17 protein-coding genes and 2 pseudogenes are annotated in these 22456 nt (G+C 58.1%); 15 read left to right on the top strand and 4 right to left on the bottom strand.

Translation table 11 applies throughout. From position 1 onward, the window contains the following. Positions 1–562 precede the first annotated feature (562 nt). From nodD1 to ACE10X_RS11225, 11 genes and pseudogenes are all read left to right on the top strand, one after another. Entirely contained in the window at positions 563–1507 is a 945-nt protein-coding gene (gene nodD1, locus ACE10X_RS11275) for a transcriptional regulator NodD1 (RefSeq protein ID WP_016848464.1), read from the top strand. 640 nt (positions 1508–2147) lie between these two features. Then, positions 2148–3143 (top strand): transcriptional regulator NodD2, encoded by a 996-nt coding sequence (gene nodD2, locus ACE10X_RS11270; protein WP_016848463.1) that lies wholly within the window; start codon positions 2148–2150, stop codon positions 3141–3143. Between the two features lie 593 nt (positions 3144–3736). Further along, a complete protein-coding gene (locus tag ACE10X_RS11265; protein ID WP_075968983.1) occupies positions 3737–3946 on the top strand; it encodes a hypothetical protein in 210 nt (69 codons plus the stop codon). Between the two features lie 122 nt (positions 3947–4068). Then, positions 4069–4782 carry a MerR family transcriptional regulator gene (locus ACE10X_RS11260; protein WP_026192373.1) on the top strand — a complete coding sequence of 238 codons (714 nt, stop codon included), beginning with the start codon at positions 4069–4071 and terminating at the stop codon, positions 4780–4782. Between the two features lie 240 nt (positions 4783–5022). Further along, positions 5023–6135 (top strand): branched-chain amino acid ABC transporter substrate-binding protein, encoded by a 1113-nt coding sequence (locus ACE10X_RS11255; RefSeq protein WP_018270189.1) that lies wholly within the window; start codon positions 5023–5025, stop codon positions 6133–6135. Positions 6136–6814: 679 nt separating this feature from the next. Continuing rightward, positions 6815–7024: a hypothetical protein gene (locus ACE10X_RS11250; protein ID WP_225164195.1), complete on the top strand. Its 210-nt coding sequence runs from the start codon at positions 6815–6817 to the stop codon at positions 7022–7024. A gap of 60 nt (positions 7025–7084) precedes the next feature. Next, positions 7085–7342 (top strand): annotated as a pseudogene (locus tag ACE10X_RS11245) (transposase); the annotation flags it as partial. Between the two features lie 169 nt (positions 7343–7511). Next, the gene (locus ACE10X_RS11240) at positions 7512–8537 is read left to right on the top strand and encodes an LLM class flavin-dependent oxidoreductase (protein WP_026192371.1); all 1026 of its coding nucleotides are present in this window, start codon (positions 7512–7514) and stop codon (positions 8535–8537) included. Positions 8538–9482: 945 nt separating this feature from the next. Continuing rightward, positions 9483–9857, top strand: coding sequence for a hypothetical protein (locus tag ACE10X_RS11235; RefSeq protein WP_016840019.1), 375 nt, complete (start codon positions 9483–9485; stop codon positions 9855–9857). Positions 9858–10905: 1048 nt separating this feature from the next. Beyond that, positions 10906–11178, top strand: a complete 273-nt coding sequence (locus ACE10X_RS11230; protein ID WP_075968984.1) for a hypothetical protein — start codon at positions 10906–10908, stop codon at positions 11176–11178. A gap of 618 nt (positions 11179–11796) precedes the next feature. Beyond that, a complete protein-coding gene (locus ACE10X_RS11225) occupies positions 11797–12519 on the top strand; it encodes an outer membrane protein (RefSeq protein ID WP_016840021.1) in 723 nt (240 codons plus the stop codon). A gap of 271 nt (positions 12520–12790) precedes the next feature. Here the strand turns inward: ACE10X_RS11225 and ACE10X_RS11220 are convergent, their stop codons facing one another. Both ACE10X_RS11220 and ACE10X_RS11215 read right to left on the bottom strand, forming a co-directional pair. After that, entirely contained in the window at positions 12791–13516 is a 726-nt protein-coding gene (locus tag ACE10X_RS11220; RefSeq protein ID WP_016840022.1) for a LuxR family transcriptional regulator, read from the bottom strand. A 577-nt stretch (positions 13517–14093) separates the two neighbouring features. After that, positions 14094–14279 carry a hypothetical protein gene (locus ACE10X_RS11215; protein ID WP_016840023.1) on the bottom strand — a complete coding sequence of 62 codons (186 nt, stop codon included), beginning with the start codon at positions 14277–14279 and terminating at the stop codon, positions 14094–14096. A gap of 823 nt (positions 14280–15102) precedes the next feature. Here ACE10X_RS11215 and ACE10X_RS11210 point away from each other — a divergent pair. Further along, on the top strand, positions 15103–15819 hold the full coding sequence (locus ACE10X_RS11210) for a sulfite exporter TauE/SafE family protein (RefSeq protein WP_016840024.1): 717 nt from the start codon (positions 15103–15105) through the stop codon (positions 15817–15819). 808 nt (positions 15820–16627) lie between these two features. Continuing rightward, a complete protein-coding gene (hemN, locus tag ACE10X_RS11205; RefSeq protein WP_375764189.1) occupies positions 16628–17962 on the top strand; it encodes an oxygen-independent coproporphyrinogen III oxidase in 1335 nt (444 codons plus the stop codon). Positions 17963–18056: 94 nt separating this feature from the next. On the opposite strand, the pseudogene ACE10X_RS11200 reads toward hemN, so the two are convergent. Next, positions 18057–19392 (bottom strand): annotated as a pseudogene (locus ACE10X_RS11200) (IS5 family transposase). 66 nt (positions 19393–19458) lie between these two features. Here ACE10X_RS11200 and ACE10X_RS11195 point away from each other — a divergent pair. After that, positions 19459–19647 (top strand): hypothetical protein, encoded by a 189-nt coding sequence (locus ACE10X_RS11195; protein ID WP_028343889.1) that lies wholly within the window; start codon positions 19459–19461, stop codon positions 19645–19647. A gap of 101 nt (positions 19648–19748) precedes the next feature. On the opposite strand, the gene ACE10X_RS11190 is transcribed toward ACE10X_RS11195, so the two are convergent. After that, a complete protein-coding gene (locus tag ACE10X_RS11190) occupies positions 19749–20270 on the bottom strand; it encodes a hypothetical protein (RefSeq protein ID WP_233475513.1) in 522 nt (173 codons plus the stop codon). 575 nt (positions 20271–20845) lie between these two features. Between ACE10X_RS11190 and ACE10X_RS11185 the strand changes: the two genes are divergently transcribed. Further along, positions 20846–21910 carry an IS630 family transposase gene (locus ACE10X_RS11185; RefSeq protein ID WP_038380919.1) on the top strand — a complete coding sequence of 355 codons (1065 nt, stop codon included), beginning with the start codon at positions 20846–20848 and terminating at the stop codon, positions 21908–21910. Positions 21911–22456: the final 546 nt, after the last annotated feature.

Below are 22456 nucleotides of genomic sequence, written 5' to 3'. Positions count from 1 at the left end.
TCCGTCGCGCCCAAGATCGCGATCGGCATTACCCTCTCTGAGGGCTGCCCATCGGTGTGTGAAAGCTCATCGAGGACACACGCGGCGGGCACTAGATCAACTTCGGTCTTATGCATCTTCGACTCGCCTTGTATTGCGATGGACAGGCGCGCCATTTGGCCAGTCGCCGGAAGTATTCGGCATCTGCGATCTGCGCACGCTGCTTGGTCGCGACACTAAGGTGAGGCTGAGCACGCCCTCAAGTGTACGCGGGTAAACCGCCGATATGGAAAGGGATGGAACGCGCATACGAAGGTTTATCGAGGCCTGCCTAGCGTCGCATCGCGTGAGAGTCGCACCTATAACAGGCGCAACGCGCGTGCGGCAGAGATAGCCACTTCGCACACGGATTCGGCAGATCCTCGCACGTCCAGGATTTCTTCTCGGAGCCCGCGTACGACCAATAGCCATCGTGGCATACCTAATTCATTTTCCAAACTGATGTTTGCTATCCAACAATCCGCAGTTTGGTAAAATCGATTGTTTCGATAGAACACATCCACACGATGGATAGACTCACGACATGCGGTTCAAGGGACTTGATCTAAACCTTCTCGTTGCGCTCGATGCTCTAATGACGGAGCGCAACCTCACAGCGGCGGCGCGCCAAATTAACCTGAGCCAGCCCGCCATGAGCGCTGCGATCGCGCGGCTGCGCAGCTACTTTCGCGATGAATTGTTTACGATGAGAGGTCGCGAGCTCGTCCCGACACCCGGCGCGGAGGCGCTTGCGGGTCCGGTTCGCGAGGCCCTGCTGCACATCCAACTCTCGATCATTTCTCGGGATGCGTTCGACCCGACCCTGTCGAGCCGACGCTTCAGGGTCATTCTCTCCGATTTCATGACAATCGTGTTTTTTCGGAGAATTGTTGATCGTATCGCACAGGAGGCGCCTGCGGTGCGCTTCGAATTGCTGCCATTTTCCGATGAACCCGGTGAGCTGCTTCGCCGCGGCGAAGTGGATTTTCTCATTTTGCCGGAATTGTTCATGTCGAGCGCGCATCCTAAGGCGACGCTATTCGATGAGACCCTCGTATGCGTGGGATGCCGCACGAACAAGCAGCTATTGCGACCACTTACATTCGAGAAATACAATTCAATGGGGCACGTCACCGCCAAGTTCGGACGGGCGCTGAGGCCCAACCTCGAGGAGTGGTTCTTGCTCGAGCACGGCTTGAAAAGGCGCATCGAGGTCGTTGTGCAGGGCTTTAGCCTGATTCCGCCCATATTGTTCGACACGGGCCGCATAGGAACAATGCCCTTACGTCTAGCCAGACACTTCGAAAAGTGGATGCCCCTGCGGATCGTCGAGCCACCACTCCCACTGCCCACTTTTACCGAGGCCGTGCAGTGGCCTGCGTTCCACAATACCGATCCGGCGAGCATTTGGATGCGGCGGATATTGTTGGAGGAGGCGTCCAACATGGGATCTGCAGATCGGAAACTACCAACGCGCAGGCGCTGCTAGGTCCACCACAAGCTGCTCCGGCAGATGCAAATATCCCACTCATCATTCGACGTGTCTGCCTTGTCATTTTAGCTTCCCGGACGGCCATGCTGCAAAACGCACGCGCGAGCCGGCCCGGGATTGTGAACGATTGCCGGCCCGTGCGCCTAACGATCCCGCAAACCGTGTAGTGCGCCTGTACTGCACGCGAGGTCCGACGCCATCGCGGAAGGACGCGAGCTTTCGAGTACGATGGTATTTGGCGAAGCGAATTAAATCGCTTGAACCTGACACTGCGTCAGGTTGTAATTTGCCTCCTGACCAATGCTGCGCAGGCGGACGTCAACGGGTCACATCGCGTGAACTCCTGGCTATGGCAGGATAGGCACTAAGGCTGGTTTGCCAATGGCGGCTCGACTAAGTCGAGTTGCGAGAGTGCCGGGAATCGACGAGATCGATCAGGTTGGCGCTCCCGACGGCTCGAGCCGCAGGTCGTCGTCCCCGAGCGCACTGCGTGCCATTCTGCGATGCTCCGCGAGCTTCTTCGCAATCGCACGAGAGGAACTGAGTTGATTCGCGCGAGCCAATGACACCGCTTCAGATGCAGCCGTTGTCGCTCATGGTATGCACTGTAAAAGACGAGCGCGTCGGATAATGAGATATGCGTTTCAACGGCCTTGATCTGAATCTTCTCGTCGCCCTTGACGCCCTAATGACTGAGCGCAGCCTTACCGCAGCTGCACGCAAGATTAACCTCAGTCAGCCGGCCATGAGCGCAGCCGTTGCCCGGCTGCGTTCCTATTTCCGTGATGAGCTGTTTGCGATGAGAGGCCGGAAACTTGTCCCGACGTCACGCGCGGAGGGGCTGGCGGCACCCGTTCGTGAGGCTCTGATGCACATCGAGCTCTCCATTATCGCGCGCGACGCATTCGACCCGGCGCAATCGAATCGGCGGTTCAGGATCGGCCTTTGCGATTTTATAACGATCGTATTCTTCCGACATGTCGCCGAGCGTGTCGCGCGCGAAGCTCCTGCCGTCAGCTTCGAACTGGTAGCGCTCGCCGATGAGCACGATGAACTTCTCCGGCGCGGCGAGCTTGATTTCATTATCCTCCCGGAACCATTCATGTCCAGCGCGCACCCGCGGATAGCCCTGTTCGAGGAAAGGCTCGTGTGTGTAGGCTGCGGCACGAACGGCGAGCTACGGCGACGGCTTACATTTGATCGATACATGACGATGGGCCATGTTGCGGTTAAGCTCGGAGTTGCGCGCATGCCTCCCATCGAGGAGTCGTTTCTACTTGATCGCGGCCTGAACCGACGCATCGACATCCTCGTGCACAGCTACGGCATGATCCCGCCCATGCTGATGGGCACGAGCCGGATAGGAACCATGCCTTTAAGGCTCGTTAAGCATTTCGAAACAACGATGCCCCTTCGGATCGCCGAGCTTCCGCGGCCGTTCCCAACATTTACCGAAGCGGTCCAATGGCCTGTCCTTCAGAACAGCGATCCGGAAAGCATCTGGATGCGAGAGATATTGTTGCAGGAGGCGGCTCGCATGACCTCTACGAGTGATGATTGCTCCATGAGCTACGCTTCGGAGCAAGCGGACACTGAAGGACGCCTGACGAGCGTTGCCTCGCGACTATCGTGACTCCTCTCAAGGACGTGCACGCCTCCTATATCCCGCTGCATGTCTCTACAGCCACACTTTAGACTTCTCCTGCTCTAACTCACGTCCAGCGTCTTCGCTGCCGACGGCTATCATGACGTTGCCGCGGGATTTGCAAATTGGCATGCCGCCCGACGTCAGGTGGCAGTTCAAGTCACCTATTGAGTTGTTTCAGAGGGGCCACACGTCAGAAGCGCCGCACCAAGCGCTCGATACATCGCGCGGGCCAGGCCCCGCCCTTGAGCGCGGCCTCACGTAGCGGCATGAGCAAGATCAACTCGGGGCTCGCGCCATCCGCGCTCAGAACCAGTCGTGCTCCGAATGCGCGGAGTCGATTCCTCCGCCGAGCCGCACATGACGCGCGGCCAGCCCGCCGAGCGATTGTACAGATGACGGGAATCGCTCGTGCTATTTTGCAAGACACCGCGCGCCTGTGTTGCCTTGTCGCATCACCTTAAGGCGCCATGCATCTTCCTCGCTCCGCGCCGCTGATCTGACTTCTTTTGGCCCTATCGCGGCCAAACGTCTTGACGACGTGCGCCGCCTTGGCGCAATGACAAACAAGGAGCCGACCGTTGGAACAGTACAGCGGCGTATTCGATCCGGAAGAACTATCTGTCTTAGGAAGCCTGTTTGATGGCGCAATCAATGCGTTACCGCCGTCGATGCGAACGCCTGAAAATCGGACCGCAGTCGCCAAACTCATCTTGGATAGTACAGAGAGCGGCGCGTCCAGGCTGGCATGCCTGATGAACTTGTTGATCATCATTTCACCTAAGGGTTGATCGCCAACCATTCTGAGGATAGTCACCATCTCTTACGCTGGAATGGAAGACGATCCAGCTAGAGCTTTGAAATAGCTTGAATCATACGTGACGTCAGGTTGTAGGCTTTGAAATTGAACAACATGAGCAAAGCTACACCACGAAGGCGTCGATGGCGCATTGGCGAACTTGCAGAGGCGACCGGAGTGACGGTACGCACGCTGCATCATTATGAACATACCGGGCTCTTGGCCGCATCGGAGCGCACAGACGGCGGTCACCGGATGTACGATCGTGAAAGCGTCCAACGAGTTCATCAGATTCGCGCGTTACGTGAGCTTGGCTTCTCCCTTCACGAGATACGTAAGGCAATGGAGGGCACTACCTCACTCATTGACCTGCTGCGCAAACATTTGGAGCGGATCGAACTTCAAGTCGCTCGAGCGACCCTGTTGCGAGATCGTTTACGCGACATGACGACAGGCAGTGAGATCCAGGTAAGTGTAGATGAGCTGCCTGCAACCTTGGATGCGATGTCTAAGGTCCAGACGCGTAGTCAGACGTCCCGATGTACGTGCAAATTGGCTATAGAGCGCGAGGAGCGGTGGAGGCGAATCCGCGACGAACTGCGTGATTGCATGGATCGGGGCGAACACCCTTGCGGTGAGCGAGCGAAAGCTGTGGCGGTTGCAGCGCGGCTGCTGATCAGCGAAATCGCCGGAGCCGATTCGCGCGTTTCAACGATCCTGAAGGTCCTTGCGCGGTTGAGTGCCCCTCGCAGTCTGGCCGGTTGGGATCCTACTCTTATGCAGTATCTCGACCTCGCCCTTGCGGGGCTGGAGGATCAGCCGTACTGACGGCCTGGGCGCAGGGATGCGCAGGATCTCGCTGATCATTCCGCCGAGACCACGGTTTATTAGTTTCTCACAAAGGGACTTGAACCGCACGTAACGTCAAATTGTAGGCTCTATCATGGTCGCGGCGTAGCCAAGCTGACGCGCACGACTTCGCTTGGCAGAAGCGACCACATCAGGCTTGGAAGCAAATCGAGCCGCCGGCGCTGGCGGTTCACTTCAGGTGAGCATTGGAGCCCTACAATGTTGGGTCGGCGTTACGTTTTAGCTGCCAGTGCAGCACTGCTCTTCTGCGCCGTCGGCTCGACTACGCGCGCCTCCGACGTCAATATTGCCGTAGCTGGTCCTATGAGCGGAAGCAGCGCGGCGTTTGGCGCACAAATGCGCAATGGAGCGGCGGCCGCCGTCGAGGCTTTGAACGCGTCGGGCATACTTCCCGATACCAAGCTGATATTGACCGTCGTCGATGACGCTTGCGACCCCAAGCAAGCCGTCGCAGTTGCGAATAAACTCACAACCGAGCGCGTCCGGCTAGTCGTTGGTCACTTTTGTTCTTCTTCGTCGATTCCGGCCTCTGACGTCTACGATGAAGCAGGCATCATTCAAATGTCACCTGGCTCGACAAGTCCTCAACTGACAGAACGTGGCCTTAAGACGGTGTTTCGGATTTGCGGCCGTGACGACCAACAGGGTCTCGTTGCAGCTGAGTACATTCACGCAAATCACCATAACGAGACGATCGCAGTGCTCGACGACAAGAGCACGGCGGGTAAGGGCATTGCCGACGTGGTTGCGGCACAGCTGCAGAAATCCGGCGAGCACGTCATTCGAAAAAGCTACATAGCCGGTGAAAAGGATTACGCAGCACTGGTCTCAAGAATGAAGAAGGACGGCGTGCGGGTCGCCTATATCGGCGGCTATCATACCGAAATTGGACTGATCGTACGCCAGGCGTCAGAAGCAGGTGCCGGCCTCATCGTCATGGCAAACGATCCACTGATGACCTCTGAATTCTGGGCCATTACCAGCAGTGCAGGAAATGGCACATTGTTCACCTTCATGGCCGACCCCGTCAAGAATGCCAAAGCGGCCGGCATCGTGGCCAGACTCAGCGCTGCCAATCTGTCTGCCGAAGGATACACGCTTTACGCCTATGCAGCAGTCCAAGCATGGGCAGAGGCGGTAAAGCGGGCCAGCTCTTTCGATGCTCGACGAGTGGCCAGCGCACTTCGTTCGTGGCCGATCGATACCGTGATAGGCCCAATACTGTTTGATTTTAAAGGAGACAACGCGGCTCCTGGATTTCTCGTTTACCGCTGGCGTGACGGGCATGTTGAAGCCGTCAAGCAGAACTGATCGGGGACGACGAGCAACCTCCCACAATTCAGCCAGTGATACAGAGAATGAAACGCCCTCACGACCTTGGTGCGGCCCTACTGGCGTGCACTCTTATACTCGCGGTTTTCGGAGCATTTTTGGCGTTCGCTGCAGCGCTGGCAGAGCTGCCTGACGTCGATCCACTGGGGGATGAGTTGCGTCCGATGATAAACAAGTAGTGCTTGTGCAAACCCTCAGTATCGCACGACCACCTTGGCAGGCATGTCTTGATCAGACCGATGGTCGCTCTTTTTGGTTCACCGGCTCCTCCTCAAGTAGGCCTCTATGCCGTCTGCAACGGCTCGGCGACATCACGAAGTGCCGGTGGTTTCTTCCCACAACGTAGCCATGGAACTCAATTTGCATCAGCAATTTGCGTCATCGAGCCGGCATACCGACAGATGCACATGCGCGCTGCACTCTATGAGCAGGCGCGCCCCGTGCGAGGTCCTGCGAACAGCACACGGCAAGACGGCCAATTGGCGTTCCGACCGAACAGCTCTCCTCGTGACTTGCGTTGCCATCAATGGGCCCCCATTCCCGCTGTCCGCCGCCTTACTGGAAGGCTCGTTACCGTCCTGGCACGGCAATGCCGACATGCGAGGAAAAGCTCCACCTTGGAGCGAACCGCCGTCAGGCCGGCCGCCGCGACATGCCAATGGGCTGGCTACACACGAGCCAGAACATTCTCGACATCAATGTGATCGGCCATGCCATCGGCGTGCGCATCTTTGGGCGCCGTTATGCCTTCGCGAACAACCTTCGGCCTGTCGGGCCTGAAAGGCAGGAAGTTGCAGCCGACTTCGCTGAACTTGACCCTTCTGGAGTACCCTCCGACCCAAGCGTCGTGCTGGCGCGCGGCAGCTGACCTCCTATTGGCAATTTGCTCTGGCCGGAGTGCAAGTCCTCCCCCAAGAAGGGCGGACAGATGAAGCGACCGAGATTCACGGAAGAGCACATTATCGCGATATTGAGGGAGCATGAGGCCGGCGCGAAAGCGGCCGATCTAGCTCGTAGGCACAGGATCTCTGAGGCGGCAATCTACAATTGGAAAGCCAAGTTTGGCGGCATGGACGTTCCTGCGGCCAAGCGATTGAGGGCCCTGGAAGAGGAGAACGTGAAGCTAAAGATGCTTCTGGTGGAGCACATGCTCGGTGTGACGGCCCTTCGCGAGCTCCTGTCAAAGTAGTGATCAGACCGCCATTTGCAGATTCTCATGACCCAATCGCATCGTGCAAGCTCGGTGCCTGCACCCAACGAGAGAAGTCAAAAGCGGTCAAATAGCGAACGAGCCGTCTTTGAGACAGACGACATCGGGCAACCGGGACTTCTGTTCCACAAACGGAGATGATCAAGTGAAAAACAGCCCTCCTCCAAGACTAACGTGCGGCATTTTCGACCATTTGGACGACGACGGTCGCGATGTCGCGCGACAATACGAAGATCGCCTCAAGTTGGCGGAAGTGTGTGATTCTCTGGGATTTTACGCTTATCACCTAGCCGAGCATCACTGCACACCACATGGCAGAGGGCCGTCGCCGAATCTGTTTTTATCGAGCGTCGCGCAGCGTACCCAGAGACTGCGCGTTGGTCCGCTGGTCCTGTTGCTCAACCTCTATCATCCTTTGCGCGCGTTCGAAGAGATCTGCATGCTTGACCAATTGAGCGGCGGCAGGCTCGAGCTCGGTATCGGACGTGGCTCCCTGCCGACCGAATGGGGCTATTTCGGCGTCAGCGCGGACGCGGCGCCAGAGCGTTATGAGGAAGCCAGCGAAATCCTAAATGCCGCGCTTAAGGGGCATACGCTATCCTATCACGGACGATTTTTTGAGCTGAGCGAGATACCTTTGACCATGAAGCCTCATCAGCATCCATGTCCGCCGACCTGGATCACGAGCAGCCGGACCGAGTCGGCGGAATGGGCCGCTGAAAATGGCGCCAATCTGGCGTGCCAAGGCCGCTCCTCAGCTGTCCGAAACATTACGAATGCGTTCCGCTCGCATCGGGCGGGCATGACGGACGCGGACGATCGGGAGCCGTTTCTTGGTCTGCTCCGCATGGTCGTGATTGCGCAGTCTGACCGAGACGCCCATGCAGCAGCGGAAACCGCTTATCAGCGATGGCTCGAGAGCTTTAGATTCGTATACGAGCTGAACGCCATTCCGACACCACCTACCCTGCCGCTGACCTTCGATGCAGCGCTCGAGAACGAATTGTGCGTCGTCGGAACACCAGCTTCCGCCCGACAGCTCCTTCTTAACCAGATGGAGGAAGCGGGCGCCAACTACCTACTTTGCCAGCTTGCATTCGGGAACCTCCCGCTGGAAACTTCTCTATACACCGCAACCACAATCAGATCCGAGATCATCGCCAGACAATGACTATCCGATTTTGGCACCTCAGAGAGGCAGCGCGTCGCGACCTCCATCTATGATTGGATGTCCCGAAGTCGCTTATCTAGGACCTCCTGCCTTATTCAGCAGGAGGTCCAAAGACCGATGAGGACTGACTCGCCCCGATGACCATCGTGCAGGCCTCTCGGCCGACGTCGTCGGCGGTGACGTGAACTGATTTGGAGAGCGGCGGCATGTCAAGCCAACGTTGTTCATATGCTGCTGGCCTCATGCGTCTTCCAGAGCGGATCCCCCGATCGCGCGCGCTATCCGCGAGCTGGATGCATCCCATCAAAACTTTCGATTTTACCGTTCTTAACCAAATACCCCATAGTCAATCGCCGATTTTCGGAAAGCAGCCCTTCACGAACCACGTGTGACAATGAACCCAGTTTGCTTTGAGCGTCGTCGCCGGGCATCTCCAGCCGCGCGTGCCTGCATCACCAATGAGACTACCCCATCCTGCAAATCGCGGCACGTGCTGCGCACCCATAGTCGGATGGCGCATCGCAACGTCCCACGCGCCATCTACCGCGTAGTCGCCGACCTAATTGTCGTCATGCTAAAGGCGTTCCAGGAGATTGGCTCTCACGCACTCTTATCGGCTGGGGTCCATGCGTGCGCCGGCTAGGCCTCTGACAAGCGAACTGGGCCCTCGGCCAAGGCGAACCGGACCCCCACATCATCGTGGTCGGCGATTCTCACTCGCTCACACCCTCAGCGCTACTCGGCGCTGGCCGCCTTCACCTGCTTTCTGCAAACTTGCACCGCGGTCATCTCATTCTATGCGCTGTTCGCGACTGACTGCGCGTGTGCACAGCCTTCTGCAGCGGCAATTCGTTCTCGTCACGCGCCTGCAGCCCCGCGAACGCGACAAACGACGCACCTCTTTACTTAGCCTAGGCCTGCTCTTAATTACTCTGGAGAAACACCGTGGAACTCGATCCTTCCAATTCGCGTATACAGGACCTGAAGCACCGCATCGACCTGCAACTGGGCATCGTTGCCGCCCTCATCGGTGAAGAAGGCAACGAACTCGAAGCGGTCCGGCTGCTTAACGCACTCACAAACGAAATGATAAATGCGGAGCTTGCGCTCGGTCAGCTCGGCGATGCGAGGACCAACGGCTACACTAGCGACGGGCAAACAGCGCGAATGTCGGCGGACCGCGGCATCTATCATCCAGAAGACCTTCAGGCCTTGGGCCGGCTTTTCGATCAAACAGTGGCAGCTTTACCTGAGGCTCTGCGTACGCCTGCCAACCGAATTAAGATCGCCAAACTGATTCTGTCGCGTGCAGCGGAGTGACGTTCGATTCGGTGTACTCCGGCCGTTGAGGACGCGATGAAACGCCATTCATAGCTGGGCTTACGCCGCGCTGCGGTTTTGCGCGCCCAGCACCGCAGCAAGGCTCAAGATTCAATGGGCTTATGTCTCGCGAGCGAGCCGCTTCCGTTGCCCTGTCATATTGCAACCTCCGGCATCACAGCGGGGTTTGAAAGGACGCCATCGCGCCGGGGAGGTCATCATCGACTCTCATCTCAGCTGGACTTTCTTGTATCAAGTACATCGTATCTATAATGACTTATATTCCGCAGCTAAGCGAATGAATGCGAAGCAACGTATGTGGCGACGCAGAGGCATGGTTGTCTCGTTCGGTACGTTTTCCTCAATGGTTCGGCGCTTGTGTTGCGGCAGCACCTCTTACATCCCGCAACGCACTACATTCCACGGCTCCTTGCAGGACAACACCAACCAGATCATCGCAATTACCCCGCATCTCGTCACCGCCTTCTCTACTGCACTCCCACTTGACGCAAAACGTCACACCACGCGGCCATGCGAACGGGTCAAACAACAGAAAGACGGGCGCGCCGTCGATCATGTTAGAACGCCGACAAACACTGTCCAGACTGCGTCACGCGCTTAGGCGGTGAATCGTACAAAACGGTCAATACTGGGGTTCAAACGCTTCGTATTTCGAGGTTACGAATGTGGTGAAAGGTCAGCTCGTCCGCTAGCACCGTCGCGCCGACCCAATCTGGCCCGCTCTTCTAGTTTCTTGGATTAGCCACCACCACCGACCGCAAGCAATTTGGGCAATTCGGCATGAAAGCGCGCGATAACGCACGCCCGCCTTCGAGTGATACAGAATCATTGAACTGAATTTGATACTACGACGTTCGGTCATCCGCGCTTCAATAAGCGTCTGTATAAATCTGATCGTAGCGTCGACAGTGGCTCGATGCGTGAGCGCGCCTACGGACCCGATCTCTTGCTTGCTTGATAGGCCACCGGCACTCGATGCTTCGACAACGCGACCTCTTCGTATTCAAGATATCGATTGGAGTTTGAGATGGATCAGATCTCATCCGAGCAGATGCAGGCGCCCGAAATTCTCGTGAGCGCCGCGTTTGACAAGGCGTGGCGCTTTGTCGAGAAGGATCCGCTGCTGGCACATAATCACAAGACAGTACTTCATAGCCGATTGCGAGCTTCCCTGGAATCTTCGATAAGGAACGGCGAACGGAATACCTTGCATCTGGCGAACGAGGCGATACGAAAATTACGCGCAGAATTGACAGCCTCGACCAAGGCAGCAAGATTACTCACACTTCCGCGGCAATAACGATCAGCTATGTCACTGCTCTCCGCAATCTTAAGTCGCAGATTAGCATTCTCGATACATGGTTGTCGCATTATTTTTCCACCACTATTTTGCCCGAACCGCTTCTGAACTAATGCAGCGGGTACAAAGCGCCAAGCGCTGGGCAAGTCAGCTAAGGGTCAGAGTAAGCGACGACGAGGCAGGATAAGCTCGTTACCCCTTAACGTGACACTGTGCATACGAAGATTCTACTCATGCCCTAAACTCGGGACGCGCTTGGACAACTTCAGCGTAATGCCTCGTTAGGCGCTGCCGCATCCGCAAGCGCGAAGCAAATTAGCTACTAGAAGCAGGCAAGCCGCATCGACCTTTTTGGCTCCTCCGCGGGCGCACAGAGACCGTTGAGAAGCGTGCAAGAGTTACTATCGGCGGTATTGACCTTCGCTCATGGTGCGTGCCTATCGGCTAAGAGCATCTTGGTCGGGCTGTGCATGGCGATGAATGCGCGCCCAACAATCTGACGCAGCGTTCGATTCGACCCGTTTCTTGCAAAACAATGTTGTGCTGCAGTTACAGCAATTCGCGGCGATGTTGTTAAGACGCACAGCGCCGGGGGGCATCGAAAGGAACAACACTCGAATGAAGAATTTGCTGATTCTGACTGCATGCATCGGCGCACTCGGTGCGGCCGCTCCCGCATTTGGCGCGGACTTCGCCGGGCAGCCCCTCAACGTCAAAGCGCCTCCGCTGCCGGTTGCCCCCCCAGTTACCGACTGGACCGGCTACTATATCGGTATCAATGGGGGCTGGGGATCGAGCCATAATTGCTGGGATTTCAATGGCGTCACTCCCGAGGGCTGCCATAATTCGGCTGGAGCCACCGTCGGTGGTCAGATTGGCTATCGTTGGCAGATCTTCAATACAGTCTATGGCATCGAAGGTCAGGGCAACTGGGCCGATTTCAACGGCTCCAATGTCAGCACCGCCTTCCCGGCAGACGTCATTGGCACCAAGACGGATGCGTTCGGCTTGCTAACCGGTCACATCGGTTACGCGTTCAATGCCGTTCTGTTGTACGCTAAGGGCGGTGCTGCGGTGACCAGCAACACCTATCACATCAATTCAGTGACTACCGGAGCCGGGATTTCCAGGAACGACGATGTGCGTTGGGGTGGTGCGCTGGGCGCAGGGGTCGAAGTCAGCCTCACGCCGAGTTGGTCGGCTGGCGTTGAGTATGACCATTTGTTCATGCAGGGCAGCAGCGTGCTCTTCCCAACATCCGGCGGCGATCGCGTCCACCAGGACGTCGATCTCATCTCGGCACGGCTCAATTACAAGTTCAGCCCGGCGTTTGGCAGATAGTGATATCCACGCCAGCGGCGTCGAATCGAGATCCCCGACCGTCGGTCGGGGTTCTTTCTTCAAGTTCCTTTGACCAACAAGCACCCCCTGCCGGCCTTTTCCAAACACCAGTCGTCCCAGCTGGCTCATAGGCTGGATAAAACGCATCGCCGTGCTCCAACACTCGTTGAGGAGCTCCGATCCGACGCGACGAGGGGTTGCAATCGCTTGCCTCAACGGAAGCGCGAGCAACAATTAACCGTTGGCGCCAGCTCCAATTCGAGTGAGCAATTCAAAAAACATTGAGGCGAATCGCAATAGCGACTGCCTGGATCCGGGTGGTCGCACCCAACTTTCGCATCGCGTTTTTGATATGAAAATTGACGGTATTCAAGCTGATTTCCAAGATCACCCCAATTTCCCATGACGATTTTCCCTCCGCCACCCACCGCATGCAAGTGATCTCCCGCTGCGACAGGGTCACTTTCTTCTCTCCGCCATTATTGCAAGGACGTGCGATCTCGCCATGGGCGGTATGAAAGAGCGAAGCCAATGCGTTGAGATGGCCGATGCGGTCCTGAGGATCAACATCGTCGGATGGAGATGCAAACGACACCACCGATACACGGCCCAGCGGCCCAAACAACGGCACGCTCATACCATGCTTCAAGCCGGCCTCCCTGGCCTCGTCCAGTACGCGTCTCTCGTCTGGCTGAAGTTCATAGTGGTTCGCGAGTTGATCCCACAAAAACGGCCGCAACAGCATCGGCGTCCGCCGAACCACCGGATCGATGGTGTGATACTTGTGTTTGAAGTATCGCTCGCACCAATCTGGTGGCCACTTCACGGCCACGGTTGGGGGTGGATATTCCGCCAGGCGAAGTGGCTCAACGAAGTTGAGGGCGCCATAAGCAACCTCACCGAACCCCTCTTCGGTGGCGCAGTTTACGAGGAGCTCGAACAGCGCTCTGAGCGAATGCGTCTGTTTTGCGCATTCAGTGAAGCTAAAACGATCCATGATCGGCGGCTGAGGACGCCGATCATGGTCGGTGTCGCTGCGTTCGATTGCGCTTGTTTCAGGCGGAGCCAAGTTGGATTCCACGGCCTGAACCTCCCGGGTTTGCTCTACGAGAAGTCTGGAGCGCCCGCATGCTGCCAGACGCCATTTCCGAATTCGGGGCTCTGCCGGCCACTGCGGCGGCGTGATCGTCTTCGTCAAACAACCGAGGCGCCGCTGCTATCCTGTGTCTTAAGCCGAACAACGCGACGCAACCGTAGCGCCGATGCCCATCCAATGTGATCTAACCGGCTCCCCTGTGACGCGCTGGTAATCTAGGAATCGCCGCTGGGCCGGCCACCTTGATTGGTCCGCGCTCTCGATCTCTGACGCACATGCGGAGCGCGCGGATTTGAGGAAATCCGACTGTCCTAACGGTTCAGCCGGCGATACGAACCAAACAGCACGACCGGTTGCGGCGTCAGCATAGGTCAGATTGGCTCGTGCGAAACCCAGGTCCGGTGCGAATGAAGCTTCGCTGCATGTCAAGGTCGAGCACGAGCAGACTATAGGCACTGAGCTTCCCGAACGAGGTGAGCTAGGGTACGCCGACCCGCTGGCGGGCGCCGGCTCCCCACTGCGTGGTGTCACCGTCGATGCTCTGCTTGCCGGCGAAGGTGATAGTGGCGTCATTTTTCCTCCCCCTCTTGCGAATTCGCATCGCCAGCCCTTGGCCGATCCTGGGCCCCTCCGCGGCGTCGAGGACGCGATCGATAAGCAACATGCAGCAGAAACCCCAAGAGGTAACGACCTAGCATTAATGCGTGGTCTCTGAGGGGCGTGCAGGTCCGGCGCGAATAAATCGAAGGGGCGAATAGAAGTGGCGCCAACGATGCAACGAGAGACACGCGATGTCGCGAGAGCTCCTTGACGCAGAGGACACGTTGCATGTGCATCTCCAGAAGGGAGAGGACTTGGGATCGGACCAGCAAGTGTCATACCAGTTTTTGTGTTTGCACAATCATTCGTGGAAGCAAGGGCTTGGCAAACGGGCGGTTCCAGTACATGGCGTATTGAAGCAATCGTGACATCGGAAGGAAACGCGACAGCACCATTTGCGCGAGCCGCGGCACCAATTGATCCAGATCAAAAAAAGAATGCCGTTTTCGCGACGGCAGCCCCTCCAACGCGTCGATATCCCAAGCGCAGCGAACTTCTGGCCTGAAAGCACGGAGGCTGGCCGATCAGAGATCGACGACAAACACGGGTCCGATCACCGGCAACCGACCTTGCATGTGTAACGGCTCGGAATGCCCGTGGACGTCAGGCGAGGTCGGGAGTACTGCCTACCCGACATGCGTTGTCCATCCACCTGCAAGAGTCTTGGGCAGTCCAGTCAACTACCCAACTTGACAATTGATGGAGACGATCGACACATGGCAATCGTCATGCAATTTGGGTTGAGGATCGGTCCGGCAGCGCATTCTGACTAAACTCGGAATTCAAAGCAACAACCCCGCGGGAAAGACAATTGCACCTCGCCTCGGGAGGGCATCCTTGATGCGGTTCGCAACCAAGGCGAAGCGCGTCGCCAAAACCGGTGAAGTATGTTTTCTCTGGTCCTGGCGATCATCTCACTGCTCTATACGACCGTTGGCCAGGCGGGTGGTACTGCATTTCTGGCGCTAATGGCTTTTGCTGCTCTGCCATCGACAGAGATGCGCCCGACGGCGCTTGGTCTCAACATTGTTGTCGCGACTTACGCTACATGGGTCTTCAACCGCAACAAAGTCGTCGACTGGATAATGCTGCGTCCGCTTCTGCTCTCATCGATGCCGGCGGCGTTTGCCGGTGGCCTTATGGTGCTCGGAGAAGACATTTATAAGACGCTGACCGGGGTCGTCATTCTACTGGCAGGAGCCGTGATGATCGTGCGGCGTGGAGGCGCCGCCGATCGCATTTGCGAAAATCCGATCTGGGGAACGGTGGGCATTGGAGCGGCGATTGGCCTGGTTTCCGGCCTGACCGGCGTCGGCGGCGGGGTGTTCCTCGCCCCGACGCTCATCGCCCTGAATTGGGCGTCGCCGAAGCAGAGCGCCGCGCTGTCGCCCCCATTTATTCTGGCTAATTCCACAATCGGCTTCGTTGGAGCTCTTCTCGCTGGTCAATTTCCGTCTTCGTATTTCTGGCTTTACGCAGTCGCCGCGCTGGGGGGTGCCGTCGCAGGCACGATGATCGGCCTGAAATGGATGAGCCAGACAACTGCCAGGTTCATTCTCGTGGCGGTTCTATTCGTTGCCGGTATCCAATTGGTTTGCGCATGATCGCGCAGCTGAAGCGCGACCAATGAAGACCTGAACTGGATAATCTTACGAAGATTGATAACTGTAAAAGCAAGCGCAAAAGCAAGCGACATAAAGCGCTAGGCGGACAGAAACGCATCGTCAGATAGCGATCGCGTGAGAAGTTGGTCGGACTCGGATCCGGGATTAGCAAAACCTGACACTTGGTTGTGAATTGGTGAGCTGCCTGTATTGGCGATGGGACGTCGCCGAGCCAAGGCGCCCCGACGCACTTTGCCGGGGTTGGAAGTGCGCCGGGTCCGCCCCAACATCATCAGTACATCCGTGACGATGCTTGCGGCAATGAGACAAGCAGCGTGGCGGAAATGAGGCCTGTCCATTTTTTTGGGCGTGGCGTCTAAAATGCTTTCTGCGTGGCTCCAAGAGCCTTGAATCTCACGTAGCGTCAGGTTGTATGATCTCGCGCTTGTCGCGCCTCATCTAATGAGCAACTTCTTATCCATGGTATCTCCAACGGACACGTCCTGCTCATGGCATCTATCCGAGAGCTGCCGCCTATAGCGAAGGAAGGTGAGCGATGAGAAGCCGCTCCACCCGGACCTGCGCGGGATGTCGCTTGCCTCGCGGTGATGGGTCGAGATGGTGGATCACATCCACGCTCGCAGCGCAGCCTTCGGCCCTGGATACCTCTCGCCACGTCAGTCCCTAGGCCGTGATATCGAGAACGGAATTCCGATTTCGACTTAGTTCGGACCAGTTGACATAACTCAAAGACACAGGAGGGCGCATCGGCCAGCTTCGCGGCTGTATAAGCATGGGAAGCCAAGCCTTGCAGACCGCACTCCTGAACAAATATTGCGATGCTCGCCTGCCTTGGTACACCATCTACCCAACTGTACCGGATTTCTCCACGACAATCGGCGCCAGGACCTGTCAGACTTGGTTGAACCGGCTGCCGCCCGACGAACCCGTATCGCTCTATATCCACGTTCCGTTCTGCCGGTCGATCTGCTGGTACTGCGGGTTTCCTACAAGCCTCACGCGCAGCGAACGGCCGATTCGCAATTACTTGACGTCGCTGCGGGAAGAGATTCGTTTGGTTGCGGAGCGACTGCCGCGCGCCTTGCCCGTCAACGACGTGCATTTCGGCGGCGGAACGCCAACCAGCATTGCGGCGGTCGATTTCCTAGCTCTGATGGAGCTATTACGCCGCTATTTTGCCTTCAGCACGTCCGCTAGCGTCGCCATCGAGATCGACCCGCGCGCGCTCACGACCGAGATGGCGCAAAGCTTACCGGCAGCCGGGGTCAGCCGCGCGAGCATTGGTGTGCAAAGCTTCGACACCAAGGTTCAAAGGGCGGTCAACCGCATTCAGAGCGAAACGCAGACGGCTTCTGCTGTCGAAAGTCTTCGCCAGCAGGGAATAAGCCGCATCAACTTTGACCTGCTTTTTGGACTGCCGCACCAGACGGTGCAGTCCTGTGTGAACTCGGCAAGGACGGCCGCGGCCATGCGACCCGACCGGCTTGCGGTCTTCGGTTATGCCCATGTGCCCTCCTATATGAAACGTCAGCGCCAGATCGATGAGACGGCACTGCCGGACAATGTTGCCCGCGTCGAGCAAGCTGCGGCCATGGCGAACACGCTGGTGTCTGCCGGCTACCGCCAAATCGGGCTCGACCATTTCGCCTTGCCGGACGACGAACTCACGCTGGCACAAGAAGCTGGACGGCTACGCCGCAACTCGCTGGGTTATTCGGCAGATACCTGCAAGACCGTGATCGGCCTTGGTCCGTCAGCCATCGGCCGTCTCGGTGACGGGTACGTCCAGAACGCGGCCGAAACCGCTACTTATAGCCGGCATATCAGAGCTGGCCGTCTGGCAACATCGAAGGGCTGCTGTCTCACTGAGGAAGATCGGCTGCGGGCTGCGATTATCGAGCGCCTGATGTGCGATCTGGAGGCCGACGTGCCGGCACTCTGTGCTGCCCATGGAGTTGATCCGATTGGGTTTCTCGATTCAGCCGACCGCTTGGAAATGCTCTCCGAGGACGGCATAGTGGAGATCCAGAACGGCTTCATCCGCGTCAAGCACGAGCACCGTTTTGTCGTGCGCGCTGTCGCTGCGGCATTCGACGCTCATCTCGACCGCACACCCTACTAAGCCACGGATCCGAGCACGGTTTCGATGCATCAACGCTGCTTGCGGACGAATGATCGAAACAAGTCCGCCGTGAAGAACGCCGACGAGCGCTGATTTAAGCGATGTTTTGAGCCGGGACAGTTTCGGCGAAGGCCCGGATGATGGCCCGCAAGAGTTCTGCGAGCCATCGCAGGAGCAGGCCGAAGTTGTAGCCGGCCGCTGCGAGGACGGCGTTGATACGGTCGCCGACGCGGCCTTTGAGATAGTTGCGGTCCATGCGGTGCTCGGCCTTGACGTGACCGATGACGGGCTCGACAGCCGCACGACGCTTCATCTCGCGCCGGATGGAAGCCGTGACGCGGCGAACCTGACCTGAGATCCAGACCCTGAGCCGGTGCGGGTGGTTGTGGCCGCGGTACCCTTTGTCGACATGGATGCGGCGAGCCTCCACGCCGGTGAACTTCTCCATGTCGGCGACCACGGGGCCGAGCGTGTGGCCGTCGAAGGGATTGCCGTGCAGCGCCTTGGCATGGAGCACGAACTGTCCACCCTTCGGGGACGTCACGGGGGTGGCGATACTGACCTTGCAGCCGAACTCGTAAGGCGCGCGGGCTTTGCCCTTGCCGATGCACTCGACCTCCGGCGCATGCAACGCATAGACCTTGGGGCCGCGCTGATGCTGATCCTGGCTGCGCACCCGCTGCGCCAGATCGAGCAGCGGGCCGAAGCGCGCTTCCAGCGCCGCATCGCCATCAATCTTGCGGCGGATATCGCGGATGATCCGGCCAAGCCGCGTCCGCAGGAACCTGAGTTGGCGCCGGGCGCGCTTGAACTGATGCGCGTGGTATAGCGGCCGACCATGATGGCGGCGCGCTTCGCCAGGCGCAGATAGCTCTGGCGCAGCGGCACACGGTTGCGCTTGGCAAGCCCGACGAGCTTGGTGATGGCCCGATGCATCAGCCGCGCGTCGGTCGGATGCGCAACGGCCTTGGGCTGCACCGTGGTACCGACCACCACCCGCTCCAGATCCTGGGGACCGATGGCGCCAGTCTTGTGTGCCACCGACAGACTTTCCTGGATCAGCGCGACGAGCTGCTCCTCGCCGAGCCGCTGGCGCCAGCGCGTCATCGACGATCGATCGAACGGCAGCCGGTGGCAGAAGCTCAACTCGCCGCAGAAGTATTGATAATAGGGGTTCTCGATCCAGCGGCCGCACAGCACCTCATCCGAGAGATTGTGCATGTGCTTCAGGATGAACAGGCCGGCGACAAGCCGCGTCGGCAGGCCAGGCTGCCCTGGGCCGGTTTGGCACACCGAACCAAAGCGGTCATCCAGAAACTTCCAGTCGATCAGCGCCGGGCCAACCGCACCAGCGGGTGGCCCATGTCGATGATTTGATCGAGCGCCGGAAGCAACAGGTCTTTTTGGCGATCATCTCGCGGTTTGCTCATCGCCGTCCCCAATGCCGATGACCAGCCGTCAGGGAATCACGAATCGCTCGAAAGCAAAATCCAAAAATGCAAGAAACCGCGGCCCAACACCCCGCTTTCCTGCAAATCGAATACTTTATCGAGACAACTTCTGCCTATCTCTCAGGCCGATCTGCATTCTTCACGGACGACAAACAAGCGGCCGGAATGCTGTCGGCTGCCTTGATGCGGATCACCTCGGCGAGCGTGACCTTGGTGACGACGTTGCGTTCGTAGGCTTCGGCTATCTATCGCAACAAGCCACTTTGCGAAACGTACGGCTGACCTCAGTGAGTGCGGCTAAAGGCCTCGGCCACGCCTGTAACAGCCTTAACATATCAAGGCCTGCCCCTCTTCTGTCCTGTGATCACTGGCGCACCTCCGACGGAAACGGGGCCTTGTGGGTTGGACCGCTCTACGCGCTTCTCGGCGCGCTTCTTGGTCGGGCTCGAAGCAGCTTGTGGGGGCGACGAAGAAATGGCGGAGGGAGCAGAAGTGACAGCTGCTGGATTCTGCAAGGAATCAATCCGCGAAGCCAGCACCGTGATCTGATCTAAGATCCCCTTGAGGTCCTTCCGCTGCGCATCGATGTACCGGTTAAGCTCTGCGATATCCTCGCTCACCTTCTCCTGCGCCCAACGTATCTCGGTTAGGGATATTCTGTCCTGCGCCGACAGGCCCACCGCCGCATCTGCGTGCCCGGCTGCCGACGTCTCGACAAACCCCGCGAGGCTGCCGCCAAAATGGGCTGCTGCCGCACACAAGCCGACGAGGACGAGAAACACCAAACCGCAGCGAATTCGCCCTGACGAGCCGTATAAGAGCGGCCGCAAGTCTGAGGCGGCCGCCTGGTCAACCATCTCCATCGTTCCTTGCCCGACTTCCCCGTTTCGATAGACTTCTTGGTTGACGCGAGAGCTCGCGATGCTCACGCATCCCAGCGAGCCGCGGCCGCCCCAAAAACATTCTTCAACTCGCCGACCATTTGCTCCCTTGGCTCCAATGAAGCGGCCCGTCTTGACCAAGGCAAAGCGAACACCCTACGGGGAACTCCTGCATTATAGGGCTGGCGGTAGCACTAGTTCTCATCTTCCTCGGCCATGGTGCAGCATTTTCGCATCATTCAGGATAACGTTGCAGATTCTGCACCCTGCCGACGCCTGATGCGAGCCGGCCGCTATTTCCTTCAAAGTCGGACTCTCGGTTTCCGTGCTGCCGAGGCTGGCAACTTCGCGGCCAGGCGCTACGAAAAAGGCGCCACAGCTGGCGCTCGAGCCACCATGCCATTGGAGCGGCAAGTGTTGAGCATGGCCAACTACCAATCCTGGCAGGTTGATCGAGACGACGGACGCATGGCAAGCGTGGCCCACGAACGTTACGGGATCATAGCTAGTACCCACTTTTCTTGGAACGTGAGTCGTGATTCAAGGTCGGGATGATACCCGAAGCAAGAGAAGTCCGCCTTTCGAGGCAAGATCGCAAGGTGCTAGAGGCGTGTTGTCGCTCACCGATGACATTGCAGCGCGATTTGAAGCGGGCGCGGATAGTCTTGTTGGCGGCGGACGGGCGCAGCACCCGGTCGATCGCCAAGGAAGTTGGGGTCCAGCCGCGGATTGTCAGCCTTTGGCGGCATCGCTATGCCGACCATGGCCTTGAAGGGCTGCAAGACAAGCCGCGACCGGGCAAGCAGCCGATCTATACGAAGACGACCGACAAGCGGATTCTGAAGCTGTTGGATAAGCCGCCGCCGCACGGGTTTGCGCGCTGGACCGGTCCTCTGCTGGCCGGAGCGCTGGGCGATGTTGACGTCCAATATGTCTGGCGGTTCCTGCGCAGCCACAAGATTGACCTCGCGGCTCGCAAGTCCTGGTGCGAGAGCAACGACCCGAACTTTACGGCCAAGGCCGCCGATGTTGTCGGCCTCTACGTCGCCCCGCCGGCGAAGGCCATTGTGCTATGCGTGGACGAGAAGCCTTCGATCCAGGCTTTGGAGCGAGCGCAGGGTTATCTGAAGTTGCCCAATGGCCGCGCCTTGACCGGCCAGAGCCACGATTACAAGCGGCATGGCACCACAACATTGTTTGCGGCGCTCGAAGTCGCCACCGGAAAGATCATCGCAACGCATTCAAAACGCCGTCGCCGCGTCGAGTTTCTCGATTTCATGAACAGCCTCACCGCGGCCTTTCCGAGCCGCCAGCTTCACGTCATCCTCGACAACCTTAACACCCACAAGAAGAACGAGGACTGGCTCAAGGCCCACCCCAACGTGCAATTTCATTTCACGCCGACAAGTGCGTCCTGGCTCAATCAGGTCGAGGTATGGTTTTCGATCTTGCAGGGGCAGTCGCTCAGCGGCACCTCCTTCACAAGCCTCAAGCAGCTTCAGGACCACATCGATGCCTACGTCAACGCGTACAACGACAAAGCCGAGCCCTTCGTCTGGACCAAGAAAAAGGTCCGTCAACGCCGTTTCAAAGGCCGCCGTATCACTCAGCTCTGATTCCGGGTACTAGGCACTCGAAATGCACCGCAGATTTGTCCGTGCCAATGCAGCGGACGGAATTAGCAACTTCTCGCCCACAGCCCTTAAAGCAGCTCGAAACCTGCTTCCCCCGCTGTTCTGGGCCACCATCGTGGACGTTGTGACGCGATCGCTGCGCGAACAAATTCCAAGGCTCTGTGGAAATCGCGGTCGTCGACGATCGCTTCGTCCTTGGCGGACCACGATACCAGGACAGCTTCACGAAGCCACGGCTCCGCTTTGGCAGGCATTGCATCCCCGTGGCTGCCACTTCGTCGAGAAAGGCACTTCGAGCAAGATGCTCGGCACGGCCGCAATCCTCTACCTCATAGTGGAGCAAGGTCGAGGTTCGAAATGTCTTGGCGGCTTGGACAGCTGCGGCTCCGCGCGCTCGCGGCCAACGGTTCTCGCTCAGCCAGCAAGCGTTGCTCACTCTCGGCAAATCCGGCCTGACGCACACGCAAGGTGCAGACCAGATCATGCTCGCGCTTACGGGTGACCAAGTCGCCAGGTCTAGTGAATCTC

Origin of the sequence: Bradyrhizobium sp. Pha-3 (assembly GCF_042258325.1) — a bacterium.
Lineage (GTDB): Bacteria > Pseudomonadota > Alphaproteobacteria > Rhizobiales > Xanthobacteraceae > Bradyrhizobium > Bradyrhizobium elkanii.
Note: the sequence above shows the minus strand (reverse complement) of the source record. Positions and strands in the feature narration are given on the sequence as shown.

Coding starts and splice junctions, on each gene's coding strand:
- nodD1 (WP_016848464.1), top strand. CDS start 563: ATGCGGTTCAAGGGACTTGATCTAAACCTTCTCGTTGCGCTCGATGCT.
- nodD2 (WP_016848463.1), top strand. CDS start 2,148: ATGCGTTTCAACGGCCTTGATCTGAATCTTCTCGTCGCCCTTGACGCC.
- ACE10X_RS11260 (WP_026192373.1), top strand. CDS start 4,069: ATGAGCAAAGCTACACCACGAAGGCGTCGATGGCGCATTGGCGAACTT.
- ACE10X_RS11255 (WP_018270189.1), top strand. CDS start 5,023: ATGTTGGGTCGGCGTTACGTTTTAGCTGCCAGTGCAGCACTGCTCTTC.
- ACE10X_RS11250 (WP_225164195.1), top strand. CDS start 6,815: ATGGGCTGGCTACACACGAGCCAGAACATTCTCGACATCAATGTGATC.
- ACE10X_RS11230 (WP_075968984.1), top strand. CDS start 10,906: ATGGATCAGATCTCATCCGAGCAGATGCAGGCGCCCGAAATTCTCGTG.
- ACE10X_RS11225 (WP_016840021.1), top strand. CDS start 11,797: ATGAAGAATTTGCTGATTCTGACTGCATGCATCGGCGCACTCGGTGCG.
- ACE10X_RS11220 (WP_016840022.1), bottom strand. CDS start 13,516: ATGGATCGTTTTAGCTTCACTGAATGCGCAAAACAGACGCATTCGCTC.
- ACE10X_RS11215 (WP_016840023.1), bottom strand. CDS start 14,279: ATGTTGCTTATCGATCGCGTCCTCGACGCCGCGGAGGGGCCCAGGATC.
- ACE10X_RS11210 (WP_016840024.1), top strand. CDS start 15,103: ATGTTTTCTCTGGTCCTGGCGATCATCTCACTGCTCTATACGACCGTT.
- ACE10X_RS11195 (WP_028343889.1), top strand. CDS start 19,459: ATGCAAGAAACCGCGGCCCAACACCCCGCTTTCCTGCAAATCGAATAC.
- ACE10X_RS11190 (WP_233475513.1), bottom strand. CDS start 20,270: ATGGTTGACCAGGCGGCCGCCTCAGACTTGCGGCCGCTCTTATACGGC.
- ACE10X_RS11185 (WP_038380919.1), top strand. CDS start 20,846: ATGATACCCGAAGCAAGAGAAGTCCGCCTTTCGAGGCAAGATCGCAAG.